Source organism: Nonomuraea sp. NPDC005692, from assembly GCF_040631115.1.
In the GTDB taxonomy this organism is placed as follows: Bacteria; Actinomycetota; Actinomycetes; order Streptosporangiales; family Streptosporangiaceae; genus Nonomuraea.
On sequence record NZ_JBEXYU010000003.1, the window covers coordinates 437,264 to 459,062 of the forward strand.

The following is a 21,799-nucleotide window of genomic DNA, read 5'->3' on the forward strand; positions in this document are numbered from 1 at the left end:
TCGTCCTTCCCCGAGTCGCCTTCCGCCGGCCCCGAGCGGCCCTCGGACACCGCCGCCCCTTCGGAGACCGCGCCGGTGAACGCCGCCGACCGGCAGGAAGACCGGCAGGAAGGCCGGCAGGAAGGCCGGCAGGACACTCCGGAGGAGGAGGCCCAAGCGGCGGGGCCCGCTCTTGAGGCGGCGCTGGAGGCCATCCTGATGGTCGTCGACGAGCCCGTCGCCGAGATCACGCTGGCCCAGGTGCTGGAGCGCCCCACCCACGAGGTCGCGGCGGCGCTCAGGCGGCTGGCGGCGGAATATTCGGCCGCCGGGCGGGGTTTTGATCTGCGGGAAGTCGCGGGTGGCTGGCGTTTCTACACGCGGGCCGACTGCGCGGCGCTGGTCGAGCGGTTCGTCCGCGACGGCCAGCAGACGCGGCTGACCCAGGCCGCGCTGGAGACCCTCGCGGTCGTGGCCTACCGGCAACCGGTGAGCCGCGCCCGCGTCGCCGCCGTACGCGGCGTCAACAGCGACGGCGTCATGCGGACGCTCGTCGCCAGGGGGCTGGTCGAGGAGGCCGGCACCGACCCGGAGAGCCAGGCAGTGCTCTACCGGACAAGCTCATACTTCCTGGAACGTCTGGGACTGCGGGACCTCAGTGAGCTTCCCGAGCTCGCTCCCTTCCTCCCCGACGACGTGGAGAACCTCGAGGAGACAACAAAGTGATCAACAGGCGCAGCACCCCGTCCGGTGATGGACGCGGTCGTGGACGTACCGGCGGCTCCGGCCGCGGCGGGCGTCCCGCCTTCCGCTCCGACGACAACCGCCGCGACGGCTCCGGCGGCGGCTTCGGCGGGGACGACCCCCGCCGTGACTCCCTTCGCGCCGACCGCGGCGGCGCCCGCGCCCGCTTCGGCGACCGCGACGACCGCGCCCGCCAGGACTCCGGCCCCCGCGGCGGCGACCGCGCCGGCCGCCCCACCTTCGGCGGCGACCGCTCCGGCCGCCCCACCTCCGGCGGCGACCGCTCCGGCCGCCCCACCTCCGGCGGTGACCGTTCCGGCCGTCCCGCTTCCGGCGGCGACCGCTTCGGGCGCTCCGGTGGCGAGCGTTCCGGCCGCCCCGGCTTCGGCGGCGACCGTTCCGGCCGTCCGGCCTCCGGTGGTGACCGCTTCGGCCGTTCCGGCGGCGACCGCGACGGCTACTCGCGCGGCGACCGCGCGGACCGTCCGGCGCGTGACGACCGCTACCAGCGCGCCGACCGGCCGGCCGGTGGCGACCGCGGCGACCGCTTCCGTGACGACCGTCCCCGTGACGACCGTCCCCGTGACGACCGCGGTGACCGCGGCCCGCGTGGCGACCGTTTCGACCGTCCTCGCCGTGAGGGCGGCTTCGAGCGTCCGCGTCGTGAGGGCGGGGACCGGCCGCGTGGTGAGGGCTTCGGCGGGGCTGCCCGGTCCGGCGACCGGGGCAGGTTCGGCGACGACCGGCGCGGCGGCTACGGCGGCGACCGGCGCGGCGAGCGCAGCGGTTACGCCGGTGGCGAGCGCGGTGGCTACTCCGGCGACCGTGGCGGGTACTCCGGCGAGCGCGGCGGCCCCTCAGGTGACCGGGGCGGGTTCTCCGGCGGTCGTGGCGGGTCTTCCGCGGGCCGCGGCGGCTACGCGGGCGAGCGGCGCGGGGAGCGCGGCGGTTACGCCGACTCCCGTGGCGGCGGGCGTCCCGGACGTGGCGGCGACGGCGAGCGTCAGGGCGGCGGCTTCCGTGCCGACCGCGGCGGGCGCAGGGACGACGCCCCCAGGTCCGCCTCCGCCGGCAACACCCGCGCCCGTTTCGGCAGGCGCGAGGACAACCCCGGCGGGCAGCAGCCGCGTACCCCGAGGCGCGACGACGTTCAGACGCTCGGCGGCGGACGGCGTGCGGCCGGCTCCGAGAGCCCCCAGGCCAGGCGCATCAAGGCCGCCCGCCAGCCGCTGCGCGACCGTGCCTTCTACGACGACGACTACACCGACGAGCGCGACACCACCGAGGTCCCCGACGGCGTGCGCCTGCAGAAGGTGCTCGCCCAGGCGGGCGTGGCCAGCAGGCGCGCCTGCGAGGAGATGATCGGCGAAGGCCGCGTCACGGTCAACGGCCAGGTCGTGCGCCGGTTCGGCGCCAAGGTCGACCCGGCCACGCAGGTCATCCACGTCGACGGCAAGCGCATCCCGACCGCCCCCGACCTCGTCTACTACGCCCTCAACAAGCCGATCGGCGTCGTGTCCACCATGGACGACCCGCAGGGCCGCCCGTGCCTGGCCGACTACGTCGAGGAGCTGGCGCCCCGCCTGTTCCACGTCGGCCGGCTCGACACCGAGACCGAGGGCCTGCTGCTGCTCACCAACGACGGTGAGCTGGCCAACCGGTTGACGCACCCGAGCTACGGCGTGCAGAAGAAGTACTGGGCCAAGGTGCCGGGGCCGATCCCGCGCGACCTGGGCCGCAGGCTCAAGCAGGGCATCGAGCTGGAGGACGGCATCGCCAAGGCCGACAGCTTCGCCATCGTCCAGGAGCACGGCCAGCAGGCGCTGGTCGAGGTGGTGCTGCACGAGGGCCGCAAGCACGTCGTCAGGCGCATGCTGGAGGAGGCCGGTCACCGGGTGATCGACCTGGCCCGGATCGAGTTCGGTCCGGTGAAGCTGGGCCGCACCAAGGCCGGCACGGTCCGCGCGCTGAGCCTGAAGGAGGTCGGCGAGCTTTACGCGGCCGTGAAGCTGTAATCTGGCCGGAACGCAGGGGCCCGTGCGCATCTCCGCACGGGCTCTCCCGCTATGGAAGGGGAAATTGGCGCATGGTGCGGGCGATCCGCGGGGCGATCCAGGTGGATGCCGACGACCGCGACTCGATCATCCAGGGGACGACCGAGCTGGTCCAGGCGATCATGGAGCGCAACAGCCTGACCACCGACGACGTGATCAGCGTGCTGTTCACCGCCACGCCCGACCTGACCTCCGAGTTCCCCGCCCTCGCGGCGCGCAAGCTGGGTTTCCACGACGTGCCGCTGATCTGCTGCACCGAGATCGGCGTGCCGGGGGCGCTGCCGCGCGTGGTGCGCCTGATGGCGCATGTGGAGACCGACCGTCCGCGGGCAGAGATGCAGCATGTGTATCTGCGGGGCGCGGTGGCGCTGCGCCAGGACATCGCCCAGTAGGCGACCGGCGTGAGCCGGATCGTCGCGCGGCACGTGCCTGACCGACACGGCAGGCAACACTCTCACTAGCCCGATAAATCAGGACATCGATATGGCCTCGGAACTCCGTACCGTGCTCGTCGTCGGCACCGGTCTCATCGGCACCTCGGCGGCCCTGGCGCTGCGCAAGCACGACGTGCGCGTGCTGCTCGCCGACCGTGAGCCGGCCGCCGTGCGGCTGGCCAGGGAACTGGGCGCGGGCGAGGAGTGGGATGCGGAGCGGCTGCCCGCCGGGCAGGTCGACCTGGCGGTCATCGCGGTGCCCCCGGCGCACGTGGCCGACGAGCTGCTGAAGCTGCAGAGCCGCGGCGTGGCCCGGTTCTACACCGACGTCGCCAGCGTCAAGGCCGAGCCCATCCGGCTGGCCGCGCGGCTCGGCTGCGACCTGACGACCTACGTCGCCTCCCACCCGCTGGCCGGGCGGGAGAAGTCCGGCCCGGGGGCGGCCAGGGCCGACCTGTTCCTCGGCCGGCCGTGGGCGCTGTGCCCGACCGGCGAGGCCGCGGAGGACGCGAGGGCGGCGGTGCTCAAGCTGGTCGAGCTGTGCGGCGCCAACCCCGTCGAGGTGGGCGCGGAGGAGCACGACCGCGCGGTCGCCGTCGTCTCGCACGCCCCCCACGTCGCCGCCTCCGCCGTGGCGGCCCGCCTGGCCGACGCCACCGAGGTCGCGCTCGGCCTGGCCGGGCAGGGAGTGCGCGACGTGACCAGGATCGCGGGCGGCGACCCCGGGCTCTGGCTCGGCATCCTGTCGGGCAACGCGACCCCGGTCGCCGAGGTGCTGGAGGCGGTCTCCCGCGACCTGGCCGAGGCCGCGACCGCGCTGCGCTCCCTGGCCGAGGGCGACGGCACCGCGAGCGGCGACCTCACCCAGCTCCTCAAGCGCGGCGTCGCCGGGCACGGGCGCATCCCGGGCAAGCACGGCGGCCCCGCTCCCGCGTACGTGGTCGTCCAGGTGGTCATCGGTGACCGTCCCGGCCAGCTCGCGCGGCTGTTCCAGGTGTGCGACGAGGTCGGCGTCAACGTCGAGGACGTGCGGCTGGAGCACGCGCCCGGGCTGCCCCTGGGCATCGCCGAGCTGTGGGTCCAGCCGGACGCGGCCGCGCCGCTCGCCGAAGCGCTGCGCGAACGCGGCTGGCAGGTCCCCTGACGTCCCCTGACCGGGGGCACTGAGCACGACGCGGCGGGCGGGCGCCGAGCGCCGCCCGCGGCGTCAGTCGGCGGTCCGTTCCAGTCTGCGGCGGGCGCGTTCCACGGCGACCGGCAGGCCGCGCCGGGCGGCCAGGGCCCTGGGCAGCCGCCGTACGGCGGTGCGCAGCCCCTCCCGGCCCGCCGGACCGCCCAGCAGCGCCTGCAGCGACCTGCGGGCCACCACCGGCCAGGGACGGCGCAGCACGGCGGTCAGCACCGCGTTGCGCGCCGCCAGCGCCTGCCTGCCGCGCGGGTCGCGGGCGGGGGAGGGGTGGTGGTGGGCGACGACGTCCTCCACGTAGGCCAGCCCCCAGCCGCGCGCGGCCAGGTCCACGGCCAGCCGCTCCTCCTCGCCGAAGAAGAAGATCACGTCGTCGAAGCCGCCCGCCTCCAGGAACGCCTCCCTGCGCACGACGGCTCCGCAGGCCAGGAAGCCCAGCACGCTCGGCCCCGGCAGGTCGTCCTCGACGCCGAGCGGGGAGTCGCGCATCGCCTCCGACACCGGGTCCAGCCGCTCTCGCGGCCCGACCAGGACGCGCGCGCCCAGCACGGCCAGGCGGGGATGGGCGTCCAGCACGTCGGCGGCCAGCTCCAGGGCGCCGGGCGCCCACCAGGAGTCGTCGTCGGCGAAGGCGACGTAAGGCGTCTCGGCCAGGCGCACGCCGACGTTGCGGCCCGGCGCGCCCAGGTTGGACCCCGCCTCGACCACCTGGACGTCGGGGAAGTGCTTGCGGACGAACCCGGCGGTCCCGTCGGAGGAGCCGTTGTCCACGAGGATCACCGGCCTCGGGTGGCGGGGGATCGTCCGGGCCAGCGATCGGACCCGGTCCCTGGTGGCCACCACGACCGTGACCCGCGCTCGGTTCGTCTCCGTCACGCCGGACCTCCTTACCCGGGCGGACGCCCTTACTCCTCGGCGGGGGCATTGACGGCGTGACGCAGGAGGCGTACAAAGGTCGGTAACAGCGTTACCGAGAAGAAACGGTGTTACTCAGATGGCTGTCACCGCGTACCGGCAAGCCCAGCAGGAAGGCCAGAGCGTGGTCAGGACGGCCATCCTCGACGCCGCCAAACACCTGCTCGTCGCCGAGGGCCCGGCGGCGCTCACCGTCCGGCGCATCTCCGGCGAGGTCGGCTGCTCCACGAAGGTGATCTACACCCTCTTCGGCGGCAAGGACGGCCTCAGCGAGGCGCTGTGGCTGGAGGGCTTCGCCCGGCTGGAGGCGCGCCTGCTGGCCGTCCCCGCCCAGGAGGACCCGCTCCCGGCGCTGCACGCGGGCCTGGCGGCCTACCGCGAGTACGCGCTGGACGAGCCCGACTACTACCGGGTCATGTTCCAGAACGCGATGCACGGCTTCCAGCCCGCCCCCGACGCGGTCGCGGCCGGACGGCGGACCTTCGACATCCTGGTCGAGGCCGTGGCCGTCGGCCTGGAGGCCGGACGGCTGGGCGGGGCCGCCGCCGGTGAGATCGCCGACGTGCTGTGGATGGCGATCCACGGCGCGGTGAGCCTGGAGATCTCCGGCTTCTTCGACAGCGCCGAGGCCGAGCGGCGCTACCGGCTGCTCTACACCTCCGTGCTCACGCCGTTCCTGACCTGAGAGGAAGCGCACGATGACCAGCACCCCCTTCCGCAACGGCTTCGCACCCGCGACGGAGGAGATCACGGCCTTCGACCTGGAGGTCACCGGCCGCATCCCCGCCGAGCTCGACGGCCGCTACCTGCGCAACGGCCCCAACCCGCTCAGCCTCGACGACCCGGCCGCCACCCACCTGTTCATGGGGCACGGCATGGTCCACGGCGTGCGGCTGCGCGGCGGGCGGGCCGAGTGGTACCGCAACCGGTGGGTGCGCAACGCCGAGGTGGCCCGACGGCTGGGCGAGCCGCCGGCGCCGGGCCCGGTGCACGCGGGCATGGACTTCGCGGCCAACACGCACGTCATCGGCATCGCCGGGCGCACGTTCGCGACCGTCGAGGCGGGCGGGCTGCCGTACGAGCTGGGTTACGAGCTCGACACGGTCGGCGCGTGCGACTTCGTCGGCGGCCTGCCCGGCGGGTACGCCGCCCACACCCACCTCGACCCGGTCACCGGCGAGCTGCACGCGATGGCCTACTTCGCCGGCTGGGACCACCATCAGCACATCGTCATCGACCCCAAGGGCGTGGTGGCCCAGGTCAGGGACATCCCCGTCGCCGACCGCCCGATGCTGCACGACTTCGCGCTGACCCGCCGGCACGTCGTGATCTACGACCTGCCGGTCACGCTCAGCATGGCCCACGCCGAGCGCGGCGCGCCGCTCCCGTACGCGTGGGACGACGACCGGCCCGCCCGGCTCGGCCTGCTCTCCCGCGAGACCGGCGACGTGCGCTGGGTGGAGATCGACCCCTGCTGGGTCTTCCACACCCTCAACGCCTACGACGACGGCGACCAGGTCGTGGTGGACGTCGTCCGCTACCCCAAGCGGTTCGTGGACGCCCGGCTCGACCTGGGCGGCGCGCCCACGCTCGACCGGTGGCGCATCGACCCCGACGCGGGCCGGGTCACCACCACCCGCCTGGACGACCGCCCCCAGGAGTTCCCCCGTATCGACGAGCGCCGCACCGGCGGCCCGTACCGTTACGGCTACACCGCGGCCGCCGCCGACCTGCACGACGTGATCTACCCGGCCGCCGAGCTGGAGGACCTGCCGGACGAGGCGTTCGACAACACGCTCATCAAGCACGACCTGGAGCGCGGCACGCAGGAGGCGCGGCGGTTCGGGCGCGGCGCGTACGTGGGGGAGCCGGTCTTCGTGCCCTCCGGCGCGGCCGAGGACGACGGTTACCTGCTCACCTACGTCAACGACCCGGCCAGGGGAGCGGCCGACCTGGTGATCCTGTCGGCCCAGGACTTCACCGGCGAGCCGGTCGCGATCGTCCACCTGCCCGCCAGGGTCCCGCTCGGCTTCCACGGGAGCTGGATCGCGGACTGACCGGAGGCGGTAGCCTCTTCAGGTTGGGGAAACACACGTGAAGAGGGAGAGGCCGTGTCCGGTCTGGTCGTCGCCATGGACGGTCCTTCGGGGTCGGGCAAGTCGAGCGTGTCGCGCGGGGTCGCCCGTGCGCTGGGCCTGCGTTACCTCGACACCGGGGCCATGTACCGGGCGATGACGTGGTGGATGCTCCGGCAGGGCGTCGACCTGGCCGATCCCGAGGCGGTCGCGGCCCGTTGCGGCGAGCCGTCCATCGTCTCCGGCACCGATCCCGAGGGCCCCACGATCGTGGTCGACGGCGTCGACGTGGGCGGGCCCATCCGGGAGTCCGAGGTGACCGGCGCGGTCTCCGCCGTCGCCGCAGTCCCCGAGGTGCGCAGGCGGCTGGTCGCGCTGCAGCGGGAGATCGCCGGCGCCGGTGACATCGTGGTCGAGGGCCGCGACATCGGCAAGGTCGTCTGCCCCGACGCGCCCGTCAAGGTCTACCTGACGGCCAGCGCCGAGGCCCGTGCCCGCCGCAGGAGCGCCGAGCTGACCGGCTCGACGGTGGAGGCGCAGCAGGCCGCCATGGCCCGGCGTGACACCCTGGACTCGACACGTAAGACGGACCCACTCTCGATGGCGGATGGCGCCGTCGAGCTCGACACCACCGCGCTCAACCTCGAAGAGGTCATCGCGGAGGTGCTGAGGCTGGTCAAGGAGCGCACCTGACCTCCAGGTGCGGTACTCACCTAAGGATGAACAAGCATGTCAACGGGGGATTGGGTCGAGGCTGACCTCGACCAGCTGGAAGTCACCGAGCACGGCGACACCACGCCTCTGCCGGTCGTGGCCATCGTGGGCCGCCCCAACGTGGGCAAGTCCACGCTGGTCAACCGCATCATCGGCCGCCGCGAGGCGGTCGTGGAAGACGTGCCGGGCGTCACCCGCGACCGCGTCACCTACGACGCCAACTGGCGTGGCCGCCGCTTCACCGTGGTCGACACCGGCGGCTGGGACCCTGACGCCACCGGCATGAACCTGCGCATCGCCGAGCAGGCCCAGGTCGCCGTCGAGCTGGCCGACGTGATCGTGTTCGTGGTCGACGCCACCGTGGGCGCCACCGACGCCGACGAGATCGTGGGCGCGGTGCTGCGCCAGTCGGGCAAGCCGGTGATCCTGGCCGCCAACAAGGTCGACAACCAGCAGCTGGAGCTGGAGGCCGCCGCGCTGTGGGCGCTCGGGCTGGGCGAGCCCTACCCGGTCTCCGCGCTGCACGGCCGCTCCAGCGGCGACCTGCTCGACGTGGTGCTCGACGCGCTGCCCGAGACGCCGCAGCTGACCTTCGGCGGCGAGCGCGGCCCGGCCCGCGTGGCGCTGCTCGGCAAGCCCAACGTGGGCAAGTCCTCGCTGCTCAACCAGCTGGCGGGGGAGGAGCGGGTGCTGGTCGACCCGATGGCGGGCACCACCCGCGACCCGGTCGACGAGCTGATCGAGCTGGGCGGACGCACCTGGCGCTTCGTCGACACCGCCGGCATCCGGCGGCGCGACCGCGAGCTGCAGGGCGCCGACTTCTACGCGGCCATGCGCACCCGCGCCGCCCTGGAGCGCTCGGAGGTGGCGATCGTGCTGATCGACGCCAGCGAGCCGCTCACCGAGCAGGACCTGCGGATCATCGGCCTGGTGATCGAGTCGGGGCGGGCCATGGTGGTGGCGTTCAACAAGTGGGACCTCGTCGACGAGGACCGCCGCTACTACCTGGAGAAGGAGATCGACCGGCAGCTCGTGCGCACCCCGTGGGCGCTGCGGGTGAACATCTCCGCCAAGACCGGCCGCCACATGGACCGGCTGGTGCCGGCGCTGGAGAAGGCGCTCGACTCCTGGTCCACCCGGGTGCCGACGGCGCGGCTCAACGCGTTCCTCACCGAGCTGGTGCACGCGACGCCGCCGCCCGTCCGGGGTGGCAAGCAGCCGAAGATCCTGTTCGCCACGCAGGCGTCCGTCGAGCCGCCCAAGTTCGTGCTGTTCACCTCCGGCTGGCTGGAGGACACCTACCGGCGCTTCATCGAGCGGCGCATCCGCGAGGAGTTCGGGTTCGCCGGGTCGCCGATCGACGTCACGATGAAGATCCGCGAGAAGCGCCCCAAGAAGGACAAGTAACGGCGTTGCCGTATCATCTACGGCAACGCGTGGACGGAGACGAGTAACCAGCGGGCCGCACGGGCCCAGAGAGCCGCCGGCAGCTGCGAAGGCGGTCCCGTGCTCCGCTGGTGAAGACACTCCCGAGTGCGGGGAGGAAATGCCCCGCCGGCCTGACCCCCGTCATCGGGTCGTGGAGGCCGCCCCTCGCGGGCGGCGAAAGTGCGGTGGCACCGGGAGCTCCCTTCTCCCCCGCACTCCCAAGGGGTCATGCATTTCCTGCAGAGGAGCTGTAATGATCTCTCGTGTCCTGTCGGCGTCGCTCGCTGAGCACGCCGGCCGACGAGTGACGATCGCCGGCTGGGTCCATCGCCGCCGGCACCTGAAATCCGTCTCCTTCCTGGTCGTACGCGACCGTGCCGGGCTGGCCCAGGTGGTCAGCGTGGACGGGGAGCTGCCGCCGGAGGAGAGCGTCGTCCGGGTCACCGGCACCGTGACCCCGGCCGGGCAGGCGCCGGGCGGGGTCGAGCTGACCGGGCCGGAGATCGAGGTCCTGGCCGAGCCCGCGCAGGCGCCGCCGTTCGACCTCTACCGGCCGGTCGTGGCCGCGACGCTGCCGACGATCCTCGACCACGCGCCCGTCGCGCTGCGGCATCCGCTGCTGCGGGCGCCGCTGGAGATCTCGGCGGCGAGCGTGGCCGGGTTCCGTGAGACGCTGGACGGCCTGGGGTTCACCGAGATCCACACGCCCAAGATCGTGGCCTCGGCCACCGAGTCCGGCGCGAACGTCTTCGGCATCGACTACTTCGGCCGCCGCGCCTACCTCGCGCAGTCGCCGCAGTTCTACAAGCAGACGATGGTCGGGGTGTTCGAGCGGGTCTACGAGGTCGGGCCGGTCTTCCGCGCCGAGCCGCACGACACCGTCCGCCATCTGGCCCAGTACACCAGCCTCGACGCCGAGCTGGGCTTCGTGACCGACCACCGGGACGTGATGGCCGTGCTGCGGGAGGTCGTGGCCGGCATGGTCGAGTCGGTGCGCCGCCGGGCCGCGTCCGCCGTCGAGGTGGCCGGGGCCGCGCTGCCCGTCGTGCCCGCCGAGATCCCGGCCTTGCACTTCACCGAGGCCCAGCGGCTGACCGGCGAGGACGAGCCCGACCTGTCACCGGCCCAGGAACGGTGGTTGTCGGAGTGGGCGCTGCGCGAGCACGGGTCGGAGTTCCTGTTCGTCACCGGCTACCCGATGTCCAAGCGGCCCTTCTACACCCATCCCGACCCGGCCAGACCGGGCTACTCCAACGGCTTCGACCTGCTGTTCAGGGGCCTGGAGCTGGTGACCGGCGGCCAGCGCCTGCACCGCTACGACGACTACGTCCAGGCCCTGGACGGAGACGTGGAGCCGTACGAGGGCTACCTCCAGGCGTTCCGGTACGGGATGCCGCCGCACGGCGGCTTCGCGCTCGGCCTGGAACGCTGGACGGCCCGGCTGACCGGCGCCGCCAACATCCGCCAGACCACCGCCTTCCCCCGCGACCTGCACCGCCTGTCGCCCTGACCGGCGGCCCGAGCTCTGATCCGCGATCAGAGCTCGGGGTCGGGGGCGGCGTCCGCGAGGGCGGGCGCCGCCTCCGGCAGGGCACGGCGCGGCATGAGCAGCGCCACCGCCGCCCCCAGCAGGCAGACGAACGCGGTGAGCAGGAACATCTCGGTGTACTCGACGTGCAGGGCGGCATCGACCTGGGCCAGGTAGTCGGCCAGCCGCCGCTGGTAGGTCTGCGCGTCCACGCCGAACGGCAGCGGCGTGTCCAGGTGGGCGGTCAGCGACTGGAACCGGTGGAACCCCCACGCCGACACGCCCGCCACGCCGACGAGCATGCCCATCATCCTGGCCACCACGACCGCCGCCGAGGCGACGCCGTGCTGGACGGCCGGGCTCACCCGCAGGACCGCCGAGGAGACCGGCGCGATCACCAGGCCCAGGCCGAGCCCCGCCACGACCAGGTCGGCGTCCACGGCCAGGCCCGCGCCGGCCAGGTCGAGCGGCCAGCGGCTCATCAGCCAGTATCCGGCCGCGGCGAGCAGCAGGCCGGGCACCGCCACCGCGCGTTCGCCGGCCCGCCGGGCCAGCACGCCGCCGAGCAGCGCGCCCACGGCCAGCGCGCCGAGGAACCGGGCCAGGACCAGCGCCGCGCCCAGGGCGTCCTTGTCCAGCAGCGTCTGGGCGGCGAACTGCACGAACACCATCGTCACCAGCAGCGCCGCCCCGGCCAGGAAGCTCACGCCCAGCGTCGCCAGCAACGGCGACTTGCGGGCGGCCGACAGGTCGAGCAGCCGGACGGGGGAGCGGATCTCCCACCAGACGAAGACGGCGCCCGCCACCGCCCCGGCCGCGATCACCGGCGGCCCCCACGGCGGCAGCACGGTCGTGGCCGGGTCGGGGTTGTACAGGCCGACGACCAGGAGGGCCAGTGCCAGCGCCAGCAGTGCGCCGCCGACGACGTCGACACGGGCCGTGCCGGAGGGCGGCCGGGCCGGGACCGTACGCTGCACGGCGACGGCGGCCAGGGCGGCGAGGGGCACGTTGACCCAGAAGATGGCGTGCCAGCCGCCCAGCTCCACGCCCGCCACGGCGACCGGCGGGACCAGCGCCAGCACGCCGCCGTACAGGGGGCCGAGGGCGCTGCCCAGCTCCTGCGCCGCGCCCACCGCGCCCAGCGCGAGCGGCCGGTCGCGCGCCTCCCACAGGTCGCCGATGAGCGCCATCGTGATCGGCAGCAGCGCCCCGCCCGCCACGCCCTGCACCGTACGGCCCGACACCACCATCGCCTCACCGGCCGCCAGCGCGGTCAGCACCGAGCCGAGCGCGAACGCCGCCAGGCAGGCGTGGATCAGCGGCCGCCTGCCGTAACGGTCGGAGAGCTGGCCGAGCAGCGGCATCGCGGCGACGTAGCCGAGCAGGAACCCGGTGACGACCGGTGTGACCCGCTCCAGGTGGTTCTGCGGCACGCCGACGTCGTGGGCGATGTCCATCAGGACCGTCACGACCACGTAGGCGTCGAGCGCGGCCAGCAGCACCACCGCGCCGCCCGCGCCGAGCACGACCCGGCGGGCGCGGCCGGCCGGGACCTTCCGGCTCACCGGGCTCATCCGGAGGGGGGCGGCGTGATCGTGACCGGCGCGTCGTAATCGCTGAACGTCACCGTCACCGTGCCGTTCTGCAGCGGCAGGCTCGCCCTGGTGAGCCTGCTGGTGGCCTTGTCGATCCAGACCTTGCCGTTGACGCCCTGCGTGACGCCCGGGACGATCTGCCCGACGACCTGCCCGGAGAACGTCGTGGCCACCCGGTACGAGCCGTCCTCGACCGCCTCCACCCTGGGGTCGGTCGCCGAGGCGAGCAGCTGCGCGATGCCCTTGGCCGGGTTGAGGATCACCGACGGGTCGTAGAACTGGGCGAGCTGCTGCCTGGTCATCGTCTGGAAGCCGCCGGTCGGCCCCTTGAAGTGCACGGTGTCGCCGATCACGGCGAAGGTGATCTCCTGCAGGGTGCCCAGCACCTCCAGCGTGATCGTGCCGTCGGCGTCACCCGCCGAGGTGAGCCTGCCGTCGGCCTTCTTGAGCGGCACGTTGGGCTTGCCCTCCGTGGCGATCGAGAAACCGGCCGACCGGACGGCCTTCATGGCCTCCGCGGACTTCTTCATCACATCGGGCCCGGCGGGCAGGTCGTCACCTCCGCCGCCACCCGCGGAGCAGGCCGGCATCAGCGCGAGCACGACAACGATCAGCAGCTTTCGGAGCATGAGCGGATCGTAGCGACCGCCCGGGAACGCCGGTGAGCCGTCGCCGATATCGGTTGGGCCTCAGCGCAGCTTCTTCAGGTGGTCGACGATGGGCCCGAACGCCTGCTCCAGCGCCTCCAGCTGGTCGTCGGTGAGCCGATCGACGAAATGCTCGCGCACGCTCGCGACGTGGTCGGGCGCCACCCGCTGGATCGTCGCCCAGCCCTCGTCGGTCAGGACGGCGAACGTGCCGCGCCGGTCGTCGCGGCAGTCTTCCCTGGTGACCAGCCCTTTGGCCTCCATGCGGGAGATCTGGTGCGACAGCCTGCTGCGCGACTGGATCGTGGCGTCGGCCAGGTCGCTCATCCGCATGCGCCGCTCGGGGCTCTCGGAGAGGTTGACCAGGATCTCGTAGTCGTTCAGCGAGAGCTGGTGCTCCTGCAGCTCGCGGTCGAGGCGGTGCATGAGAAGCTTGTGCAGCGCGAGATGCGTACGCCAGGCACGCTGTTCGGCGGGGGAAAGCCAGCGGGGCGCGCTCATGATCCCCAATCTATCGCACGCCCGCGGCGATGCGGCTACCTGCGGGGGGCCGCCGCACAGGGCCGCCGTACAGTGATCTGATGGAGGAGAAGTCGGGGGAGAGCCTGGCGACCGTGCTGGTCGCGGGCGCCGCGAACCTGACCATCGCCCTGGCCAAGCTCGTCGCGGGGCTGATCGGCGGCTCGGCCGCGATGTTGTCCGAGGCGGCCCACTCGGCCGCCGACACGATGACCGAGCTGCTGCTGCTGGTCTCCGTACGCCGGGCGGGCAAGCCGCCCGACGAGCGCCACCCGTTCGGCTACGGCAAGGCGGGGTTCTTCTGGGCGATGATGGCGGCGGTCGCGACGCTGGTCGGCGGGGCGGGCTTCTCCGTCACCCACGGGCTGCACGAGATCAGCCACGGCGAGGAGCTGGGCAACCTGACCCCGTCCTACGTCGTGCTGGCCGTCTCGTTCGTGATCGAGGGCATCTCGTTCACGAAGGCGTACTCGCAGTTGCGCGCCGAGGCCGGCAGGTACAAGGTGCGTCCGGTGCGACTGGTGCGGATCACGTCCGACACCGCGTTGAAGGCCGTGCTGTTCGAGGACGCCGCCGCGCTGGTCGGCCTGGTGATCGCGGCGCTCGGGCTGCTGGGGTCGCAGTGGTCCGGCTCGGCCCTGTGGGACGGCGCGGCCTCGGTCGCCATCGGCCTGCTCCTGCTGGTGGTCGCGCTCATCCTGATCCAGTCGAACCTGTCGCTGCTGATCGGCCAGGCCGCCCCCAGGCAGATCGAGGTCGGCATCCGCGCGGTGCTGCTGGCCCAGCCCGAGGTGGACGACGTGGTCGAGCTGCTGACGATGATGATCGGGCCGGGCTCCATCATGGTCGCCGCCAAGATCGACTTCCGGGACGAGGCGAGCGCTGCCGGGGTGGAGATCGCCTGCGACGAGATCGACCGGCGGCTGCGCGACCGCTTCTCCGGCGTCACCCTGGTCTTCCTCGACCCCACCCCCACCCGCCGCCGCTAGCCGGGCCCTCAGCGGGACGGGACGGGGACGCGCTCGGCCGGCGTGTCGGTGATGACGGCGACCCTGATGTCCGGGACGACCTGCCATTCCAGCAGGTGGCCGGCCGGCAGCGGGTCGACGGCGGTGGTGCGCAGCTCGTCCAGGGTGAGCTCGCCGCGTTTGACCAGGGCCTCCTTACGGGTCCAGTGGCGGATCAGCTCGTCGTTGCCGGTCACCAGGGCACGTTCGGCGGGGGTGAGCGCGTGGTCGGCCAGGCCCTCGTTCAGCGGGCCCGGCGGCACGTGCTCGGCGTCCACGCCGACCCGGCCGGGGCCGGCCGCGGCGCACACGTAGCCGCGGGTGTGGCTGAAGCTCACGCCCAGGCCGGGGGCCTCGCGCAGGTACGGCCTGCCGTGGCCGGGGCCGTGCACCTCGCAGTGCTGCAGCAGGGTCAGCTCCTCCGGCGGCAGATCGAGCACGGCCGCGGCGCACAGGCGGACGAGCAGGTGGGCCGCGACGAAACAGGCGCGGTCGGCGGGGAAGACGAACCGGTCGGCGCGTTCGCGCTCGGCGTCGGTCAGCCACGTCTCGGGGGCGCGCACCTCTTCGGGGCGGCCGCCCATCGCCAGGGGGACGATCGTCAGTCCTTCTTCTTCGCCGCGGGGTCATCGAGCTTGTACTGGTCCTCCGAGGCCGCGCCGAGCACGGTCACGTCCTGGACCTTCCAGGCGCCCTTCTGCTTCACAAGCGTGATCTTAAGGTGCGAATCCTTCACCGAGCGAATCGCCTGCGCGGTGTTCACCTGCTGGTCCACGACGACGATGGCGTGCGCGGTGGCCTCGTCGGCGTCGGCCAGGTATACCTCGCGGACCTTGGCCTGGGAGACGGCCTTGAGCTTGACGATCACCTGGGACATCGCGCCGCCGAACGCCGCGTCGTAGGTGGCCTGGAAGTCGCCCGTGGCCTGGGCGGACAGGGTCGAGCGGGTGCTCTGGAGGTCTTTGTAGTCGTAGCTGAGCAGGGCCTGGCTGAAGGCGCTCGCGGCGCCGGAGACCTCCAGGCGCAGGGCGCGTTCGCCCTCCAGGCGGGCCAGCGCGTCGCGGGCCCGGGAGGCGTCGACCCACTGCAGCACCGCCGTGGCCGCGACGGCCGCCGCCAGCATCGCGGCCAGCGCCCCGAGCAGCCGCGCCCGCGTGAACCGCCCGCCCGCCGCCGGCCCGGACACCGGCCCGCCGCCCGCGACCTCGGCGGGATCCTCGGCGGGGGTCTTGGGGGAGGGGGCGGTGGGGGCAGCAGCGGGAGCCACGGGCGGCGCGTCGGCGGCCGCAGGGACGGTGTCCAGGGTGGTATGGGGGGCGGTGTCCGGGGTGGTGCCCAGGGCGGTGTCGGATGCGGTGTCCGGGGTGGTGGGGGCGGGGGCGGCGAGGTGGTGGTCGGTGGTCATGGTGACTCCTCACGGCGGCGGGCTGCCCGGCCCGCCGCGATCCAGCCCACGATGCCACCACACACCACGACGGCGAGGAAGATCGCGACAATCAGCGGCGTGGGGCTCGGTGGGGTACGGGACGCGGCGCCGGCGGCGGCCACGCTGCTCGACGACTCCGGGGACGGCGGCTCGGACGCGCCGGACTTCTTCTTCCCGGCCACCGGGCCCCCGCCGTCCGGCCCGCCGGTGTCCCGGGCGGTTCTCGACGGGCCGGTGGCCGGGGTGGCGGCGGCGTCTCGGGCCGTCCTTGACGGGCCGGTGTTCGGGGTGGCGGAGGTGTCCCGGGCGGCCCTGGAGACGTCCGAAGTGGTGCTGGAGGTTTCCCGGGCGGTGCCGGCGGGGGTGTGCGAGGGGCAGGTGGCGAGCCGGGGGACGCGGGGCGGGCCGACGGGGCCCGCGTACTCCTCGGCCGGGGTGGGCCCGCCGGGCACGCTGAAGATGAACGACGCCTTGCCGTACACCGTGTCCCCCTGCCGTTCGCTGATGTCGTCGGCCAGGCTCAGCGCGGTCGGCACCACGCTCAGCAGGTGGTGCACGTCCTTCTCGGTCGCGGCGGAGAAGACCGGCCGGTGCGGCAGCCCGGCGGCGGTCAGCAGGCAGGAGAACCCGGGCCTGGACCTCCTGATCGCCGCGTCGAGCCGGGCGAACACGCCGGGGCCCTGGTCGAGGAAGGCGTTCAGGTCCGTGCGTGAGGCCCGCAGCGAGCCCGTGACGGCGCTCAGGTCCGTGATGCCGGCGGCCAGCCGGTCCTTACGGCCGGCCAGCGTGTGGGTGAGCCGGGTCAGCTGCACCGACAGGTCGTCCAGGGTTCTGGAGTCGTCGGCCAGGGTGCCGGTCAGGTCGTGGGCGTTCTCGATGACGGTCCTGATCGCGGGCGCGCGCCCGTCCAGGGCGGTGGCCAGCTCGTGGCTGATCGTCCTGGCGTCGTCGGCCGGCACCGCGTCGAGCAGCTTGCCCACGCCCTCGAACAGCTTGCGGTAGTCCAGCGGCACGGTGGTCCTCGAGAGCGGGATGGTGTCGCCGGGCGCGAGGGAGGGCGCGCCCACGCCGCCGGCGGGCGGCGACAACTCCACGTACGGCTCCCCGACCGCGGACTTGCGGCGCACCTCGGCCGTGCTGCCCTTGGGCAGTTTGATCTCCTTGTCGATGTCCAGCCCGACGACGATCCTCCCCGGCGCCAGCCGCACGTCGCCGATCCTGCCGACCCGCACCCCCAGGTACGCCACGTCGAAGCCGCGTACGAGACCGGGGGAGGAGGCGAACTCCGCCGACACCCGGTACGGCCGCTCGATCACGTCGAGCCGGATGATCGTGCTGAACGCCCAGATCGTCATGACCACGCCCAGCAGCACGAAGAAGCCGAGGTTGAGGTGCACGCGGTTCCTCATCGCGGCGGCTCCCACAGCAGGCGGAAGTCGCTCAGCCGGTCGGCGACCTTCCTCGCGGCGTCGGTCGCCCTGTTCCCGTCGGCCCCGGGCAGCAGCAGGCCCTTCAGCCAGACGTAGATCAGCACCTGCCCGTTGACCGTGATCGGCGGCGCGTCGATGAACGCCTGGATCCGCGCCACCAGCCCCTTGAGGTCGTCCTTGCCCCGCTGCATGGCCGAGGAGACGGCCTCCAGCTCGCGCAGCAGCGTGCGCAGCCGGGCCGCGTGCCGCGGGTACACGGTGAGGTTGGCCTCCCTGGCCAGGTCGGTCAGCGCCACGATGGCCCGCTTGACGTGCTTGCGGCCGTGCGCGACGCGGGTGGTGGCGGCGGCCAGGGCGCCGGGCAGCCGGTCCAGCTCGTCGCTGCCCTCGGCGAGGTCGTCGCCGAGCCTGGCCAGCGCGTCGATGCCGGTCGCCAGGTCCCGCCGGGCCGCGGCGTAGGCGTCGGTGACCTCGGCGGTCCGCCGGATCAGCTGGTTGACGTCGGCGCCCTTGCCGGCGAACGCGGTCGAGGCGGCGTCCAGGATCGCGTTGACGTCCTGGGCGCCGAGCGCCTCGACCAGCGGGCCGGCCTTGGCGGTGACCTGCTCGATGTCCGGTTCGACCGAGGTGTCGGCGATCGTGGCCCCGTCCGCCAGGTACGGGCCCGTGGCCAGGTCCCGGCCCGCGGGCGGGCTCAGCAGAACGTAGTTCTCGCCCAGTACGGACGTCTTGGCCACGGTCGCGGTGCTGCCCACGGGCACCCGGTGCGCGGACTGGATCGACATCGTCACCCTGGCCCGGTAGCCCTCCAGCCGGATGCCGGTCACCGTGCCCACGCGGACGTCGGAGATCTGCACGCTGTGCCCGGCCACCAGGCTCTGGACGTCGTCGAAGGTGGCGTTCAGCGTCAGGTCGCCGGTGGTCGCGCCGAGCGTGCGCAACGAGCAGGACGCGGTGAGGGTCAGTGCGGTGAAGGCCAGCGCGAGCAGCGCGGCCAGCGGGCGGGCCCTCATCGGGTGGCCTTCTTCCGCTCGAAGGGACAGTTGCTCAGCCCGGCCGGCAGGCACGGCACCTCGCCCAGGTTCAGCGCCTGGAACAGCGGCGTCAGCCAGGTCCTGGTCATCGCGTTGAGCACGACGCGGATCTTCAGCACGTGCCGGTCCCGGTCCCAGGAGTCGATCAGCACGTGGGCCAGATCGGCCGCGCCCTTGACCGCCCGCGCCATGGACTCGCTGTTGGCCCGGACCGTCAGCACCAGCTCGGCCAGCGTGCTCGCGGCCCGCGGCAGGCGTTCGGAGTAGGCCTCGATGATCAGGTCGCCGCGCCGGACGAAGCCCGCCATGTCCGCGACGAAGCCGCGCAGGCGCTGCCGCTCCTCGGCCAGGATCGCGCCGGCCTCGGCGAAGGAGTCGATCGCGCCGGTCACCTGGTCCTGCCGCCGGTTGAGGCCGGTGGCCAGCCGGTTCAGGCCCTTGGCCAGGGCGATGAGCTGCTCGTCCTGGCGGGCCAGGGTGTCGGTGAGCCGGGCGGTGCCGGCGATCGCGTCGTTGATCGTCCGGCCGCGCCCCCGTACGCCGTCGGCCAGGTTCCCGGCCACGTCGCCCAGCTTCTCGTCGTCGAGGGCGTCGGTGAGCCTGGTGAAGGCGGCCAGGGCGTCGTCGATCTCCACGGGCAGGTCGGTGCGCTCCAGCGGGATGACGGCGCCCGGCGCGATCCGCCGGTCGCCCGGCTTCCACGGCGGGTACAGCACGACGTTGCGCTCGCCCAGCGTGTTCTGCGGCGCGACCACCGCCTTGACCCCGGCCGGCAGCGGCACCTCGCGATCGACCAGCAGCTCGACGCGTACCTTGTCGCCGTCGATGCGGATCTTCTCCACGTGTCCGGCGTCCAGCCCCATGACCTTGACCCGGGCCTCCTCGTACAGGGAGGGCGTCTTGCGGAAGACCGCCACCAGCCGGTACGGCTGCTCGCCCAGCACCGAGCACCCGCCGTTCGCCGCCAGCAGCACCCCGGCCAGCAGGACCGCGAGGAGTCGTCTCATCGGTCGCTCCTCCTGTCCTTGGCGACGGCGGCCAGCACCTCGGGGTCGATCGGGCCGAGACCCGTGGCGACGGCCTCCAGCCACGGCCCCTGACCGCCCATGGTGGCCAGGCCGGAGAACGTCGGGCCCGCCCAGGCCAGCAGCGAGTTGAGCCGCTCGCCGCTGCCGCTCAGCCGGGTGGTGACGGCCGTGCTGTCGTCCAGGACCCTGATCAGGGCCCGCTCGTGCTCGTCGATCAGGCGGGTGGTGCTCCGCACCAGGCCGCTGCCGTCGCCGAGCAGGGTGCGCAGCTCCTTCCTGCGGGCGCGCAGCTCGTTCAGCATGATCTGGACGGCGTCGATGAGCCGGCCGAGCTGGCGGTCCTTCCTCTCCAGCAGGTCCATGATCTTCGTGCCGTTGTCGAGCAGCCGCTGGAGTTGCGGCTCGCTCCTGCTGACGGTGTCCGACAGGTCGCCGATGTTCTTCAGCAGCCTGCTCACCCGGCCGCGCCGGGAGGCGTCGATCTTGCCCAGCTCGGTGAGCAGGTCGTCCACGGCGTCGGTGTCGAGCCGCCGGACCAGCCGGGTGGCGTCGTTGACCGCGTCGTTGACGAGCGTCGGCACGCCGGTCCGGTCCACGGGGATGCGCCGCCGCGCCTCGGGGAGCTGGTCGAGGTACGGGGCGGCGACCGGGCCGGTGAGCTTGACGTAGCGGCCGCCGAGCAGGTTCGACAGGGCGATGTCGGCGCGGGTGGACCGGCCGAGCCGCACGCCGTCGTCCACCTTCCAGGTGACGACCACGTTGCCCTGGGCGTAGTCGGCGCGCACCTCGGTGACCTTGCCGACCCGCACCCCGGCCACGCGCACGTCGTTGCCGGTGCGCAGGCCGCCCGAGTCCACGAAGACGCCCGACATGGAGTAGCCGCCTTCGAGCAGCCCCAGGTTGCCCACCAGGAACGTGGCCACCAGCAGCGCGCCCAGCACGGCCACCGACACCAGGCCCACCACGACCCTGTTCCGGTCCCGGAACGATTTGACCGCCATCACCGGCCCACCAGCAGCCTGCGCAGGTCCTTCTCGCTCTGGACCCGGGTGTTGCGCAACGGCGGCGGCGACCGCATGGGGTACGGGCACGGCGACGGCCCGAGCGCCAGGCAGGGCACGGCGGTGATGAAGTAGTGCCCGCGGTCCACGGTCGAGTAGGCGCGGGCGAACAGCGGCTGGAACGTGCCGACCGTCCTGTCGATCTCGCGGACGTGCCGCCGGATGCCGCCGGTCAGCCCGGACAGGTTCTCCACCACCCGGCCCAGCTCGCCGGCGTTCTTCCCGATCACCTCGTCGGAGGTGTGGAAGGTGGCCGACAGCTCGACGAGGGCGTCGTCCACCAGCTTGCGGTTGCCGGCGAACGCCTCCGAGAGCGTCACCAGGTCGTCCACCAGGCGTTCGATCTGCCGGTCGCGCCGGGCCACCACGCCGGTGACCGTCGCGTAGTCCTTCAGCAGCTTCTCGATGGTCGTCCTGCGTTCGGCGAGCGTGCCGGTGACGGCGTCGACGTTGTCCAGCAGCCGCGGGATGTTCCGGTCGTTGCCCTTCAGCGACCTGGCCGCGGCGGTGAGGAGCTGGTTGATCTGCTCGGGGTCCAGGCTGCGGGTCAGCGGGCCGAGGTCGCCGACCAGCTCGCCGATGTCCACCACGGACGAGGTGCGGACGATGCGCGACCCCGGTGGCAGCCGGCCCGGCGCGGTGCCCGGCAGCAGGTAGACCACGCGCTGGCCGATGGCGTTGCGCCAGCGTACGGCCGCCTCGGTGTCGGTGGGCAGCCGGACCTCGTCGCGCACCTCCATGGTGACCTCCGCCCGGCCGGCCACCACCTCGATCGACTCCACCTGGCCGACCGGCGCTCCGGCGATCTTGACCTGGTCGCCCTCGGTCAGCCCCGACACGTCGTCGAACGCGGCCACCAGCCGGTAGCCGCCGTCGGTGCCGACCCGGGCGATCTGGATGGTGATCAGCACGATCAGCGACATCGTCAGGCCGACGAACAGGGCGAACCGGACGAACGTCCACCGGCGTGCGACCCGCGTCCTGGAGACCGCCAC

Annotated in this window: 21 protein-coding genes; 10 read left to right on the plus strand and 11 right to left on the minus strand. The window is 73.3% G+C overall.

What is annotated here, in order from left to right; all coding sequences use genetic code 11:
- Nucleotides 1–183: 183 nt before the first annotated feature.
- The 4 genes from scpB to ABZ459_RS10310 all read left to right on the plus strand — a co-directional run bounded on the left by scpB (nucleotide 184) and on the right by ABZ459_RS10310 (nucleotide 4,355).
- Nucleotides 184–705 carry an SMC-Scp complex subunit ScpB gene (gene scpB / locus ABZ459_RS10295; protein WP_357968524.1) on the plus strand — a complete coding sequence of 174 codons (522 nt, stop codon included), beginning with the start codon at nucleotides 184–186 and terminating at the stop codon, nucleotides 703–705.
- A complete protein-coding gene (locus tag ABZ459_RS10300) occupies nucleotides 702–2,738 on the plus strand; it encodes a pseudouridine synthase (protein ID WP_357968327.1) in 2,037 nt (678 codons plus the stop codon). The genes scpB and ABZ459_RS10300 overlap by 4 nt, the downstream gene beginning before the upstream one ends.
- A 71-nt stretch (nucleotides 2,739–2,809) precedes the next feature.
- Nucleotides 2,810–3,169 (plus strand): chorismate mutase, encoded by a 360-nt coding sequence (gene aroH, locus ABZ459_RS10305; RefSeq protein WP_357968329.1) that lies wholly within the window; start codon nucleotides 2,810–2,812, stop codon nucleotides 3,167–3,169.
- Nucleotides 3,170–3,260: 91 nt separating this feature from the next.
- The gene (locus ABZ459_RS10310) at nucleotides 3,261–4,355 is read left to right on the plus strand and encodes a prephenate dehydrogenase (protein WP_357968331.1); all 1,095 of its coding nucleotides are present in this window, start codon (nucleotides 3,261–3,263) and stop codon (nucleotides 4,353–4,355) included.
- 63 nt (nucleotides 4,356–4,418) lie between these two features.
- Here ABZ459_RS10310 and ABZ459_RS10315 read toward each other — a convergent pair whose 3' ends face one another.
- Nucleotides 4,419–5,273 carry a glycosyltransferase gene (locus tag ABZ459_RS10315; RefSeq protein ID WP_357968334.1) on the minus strand — a complete coding sequence of 285 codons (855 nt, stop codon included), beginning with the start codon at nucleotides 5,271–5,273 and terminating at the stop codon, nucleotides 4,419–4,421.
- 118 nt (nucleotides 5,274–5,391) lie between these two features.
- On the opposite strand from ABZ459_RS10315, the gene ABZ459_RS10320 reads away from it, so the two are divergent.
- From ABZ459_RS10320 to aspS, 5 genes are all read left to right on the plus strand, one after another.
- Nucleotides 5,392–5,997 (plus strand): TetR/AcrR family transcriptional regulator, encoded by a 606-nt coding sequence (locus ABZ459_RS10320; protein ID WP_357968335.1) that lies wholly within the window; start codon nucleotides 5,392–5,394, stop codon nucleotides 5,995–5,997.
- A 13-nt stretch (nucleotides 5,998–6,010) separates the two neighbouring features.
- Complete coding sequence (locus ABZ459_RS10325; RefSeq protein WP_357968337.1) at nucleotides 6,011–7,369, plus strand: carotenoid oxygenase family protein; 1,359 nt, start codon at nucleotides 6,011–6,013, stop codon at nucleotides 7,367–7,369.
- Nucleotides 7,370–7,444: 75 nt separating this feature from the next.
- Nucleotides 7,445–8,080, plus strand: a complete 636-nt coding sequence (gene cmk, locus ABZ459_RS10330; protein WP_357968527.1) for a (d)CMP kinase — start codon at nucleotides 7,445–7,447, stop codon at nucleotides 8,078–8,080.
- A 36-nt stretch (nucleotides 8,081–8,116) separates the two neighbouring features.
- Nucleotides 8,117–9,508, plus strand: coding sequence for a ribosome biogenesis GTPase Der (der, locus tag ABZ459_RS10335; RefSeq protein WP_357968340.1), 1,392 nt, complete (start codon nucleotides 8,117–8,119; stop codon nucleotides 9,506–9,508).
- Between the two features lie 274 nt (nucleotides 9,509–9,782).
- A complete protein-coding gene (aspS, locus tag ABZ459_RS10340) occupies nucleotides 9,783–11,039 on the plus strand; it encodes an aspartate--tRNA(Asn) ligase (protein ID WP_357968342.1) in 1,257 nt (418 codons plus the stop codon).
- Between the two features lie 26 nt (nucleotides 11,040–11,065).
- On the opposite strand, the gene ABZ459_RS10345 is transcribed toward aspS, so the two are convergent.
- From ABZ459_RS10345 to ABZ459_RS10355, 3 genes are read right to left on the minus strand one after another with little or no spacing between them, the layout of a single operon-like run.
- Nucleotides 11,066–12,622: an MFS transporter gene (locus tag ABZ459_RS10345; protein ID WP_357968344.1), complete on the minus strand. Its 1,557-nt coding sequence runs from the start codon at nucleotides 12,620–12,622 to the stop codon at nucleotides 11,066–11,068.
- A 5-nt stretch (nucleotides 12,623–12,627) separates the two neighbouring features.
- Nucleotides 12,628–13,281, minus strand: coding sequence for an LppX_LprAFG lipoprotein (locus ABZ459_RS10350; RefSeq protein WP_357968347.1), 654 nt, complete (start codon nucleotides 13,279–13,281; stop codon nucleotides 12,628–12,630).
- 60 nt (nucleotides 13,282–13,341) lie between these two features.
- Nucleotides 13,342–13,800, minus strand: a complete 459-nt coding sequence (locus tag ABZ459_RS10355; RefSeq protein ID WP_352321897.1) for a MarR family transcriptional regulator — start codon at nucleotides 13,798–13,800, stop codon at nucleotides 13,342–13,344.
- Between the two features lie 80 nt (nucleotides 13,801–13,880).
- On the opposite strand from ABZ459_RS10355, the gene ABZ459_RS10360 reads away from it, so the two are divergent.
- Nucleotides 13,881–14,807, plus strand: a complete 927-nt coding sequence (locus tag ABZ459_RS10360) for a cation diffusion facilitator family transporter (protein ID WP_357968349.1) — start codon at nucleotides 13,881–13,883, stop codon at nucleotides 14,805–14,807.
- 8 nt (nucleotides 14,808–14,815) lie between these two features.
- On the opposite strand, the gene ABZ459_RS10365 is transcribed toward ABZ459_RS10360, so the two are convergent.
- From ABZ459_RS10365 to ABZ459_RS10395, 7 genes are read right to left on the minus strand one after another with little or no spacing between them, the layout of a single operon-like run.
- Nucleotides 14,816–15,409, minus strand: coding sequence for a 4'-phosphopantetheinyl transferase superfamily protein (locus tag ABZ459_RS10365; protein WP_357968351.1), 594 nt, complete (start codon nucleotides 15,407–15,409; stop codon nucleotides 14,816–14,818).
- Between the two features lie 17 nt (nucleotides 15,410–15,426).
- On the minus strand, nucleotides 15,427–16,230 hold the full coding sequence (locus ABZ459_RS10370; protein WP_357968353.1) for a hypothetical protein: 804 nt from the start codon (nucleotides 16,228–16,230) through the stop codon (nucleotides 15,427–15,429).
- Nucleotides 16,227–17,660, minus strand: coding sequence for an MCE family protein (locus ABZ459_RS10375; RefSeq protein ID WP_357968355.1), 1,434 nt, complete (start codon nucleotides 17,658–17,660; stop codon nucleotides 16,227–16,229). The genes ABZ459_RS10370 and ABZ459_RS10375 overlap by 4 nt, the downstream gene beginning before the upstream one ends.
- Complete coding sequence (locus tag ABZ459_RS10380; RefSeq protein WP_357968357.1) at nucleotides 17,657–18,694, minus strand: MCE family protein; 1,038 nt, start codon at nucleotides 18,692–18,694, stop codon at nucleotides 17,657–17,659. The genes ABZ459_RS10375 and ABZ459_RS10380 overlap by 4 nt, the downstream gene beginning before the upstream one ends.
- Entirely contained in the window at nucleotides 18,691–19,722 is a 1,032-nt protein-coding gene (locus tag ABZ459_RS10385; RefSeq protein WP_357968360.1) for an MCE family protein, read from the minus strand. Before ABZ459_RS10385 ends, ABZ459_RS10380 begins: the two co-directional genes overlap by 4 nt.
- Nucleotides 19,719–20,744, minus strand: coding sequence for an MlaD family protein (locus tag ABZ459_RS10390; protein WP_357968363.1), 1,026 nt, complete (start codon nucleotides 20,742–20,744; stop codon nucleotides 19,719–19,721). Before ABZ459_RS10390 ends, ABZ459_RS10385 begins: the two co-directional genes overlap by 4 nt.
- A complete protein-coding gene (locus ABZ459_RS10395; protein ID WP_357968366.1) occupies nucleotides 20,744–21,799 on the minus strand; it encodes an MlaD family protein in 1,056 nt (351 codons plus the stop codon). Before ABZ459_RS10395 ends, ABZ459_RS10390 begins: the two co-directional genes overlap by 1 nt.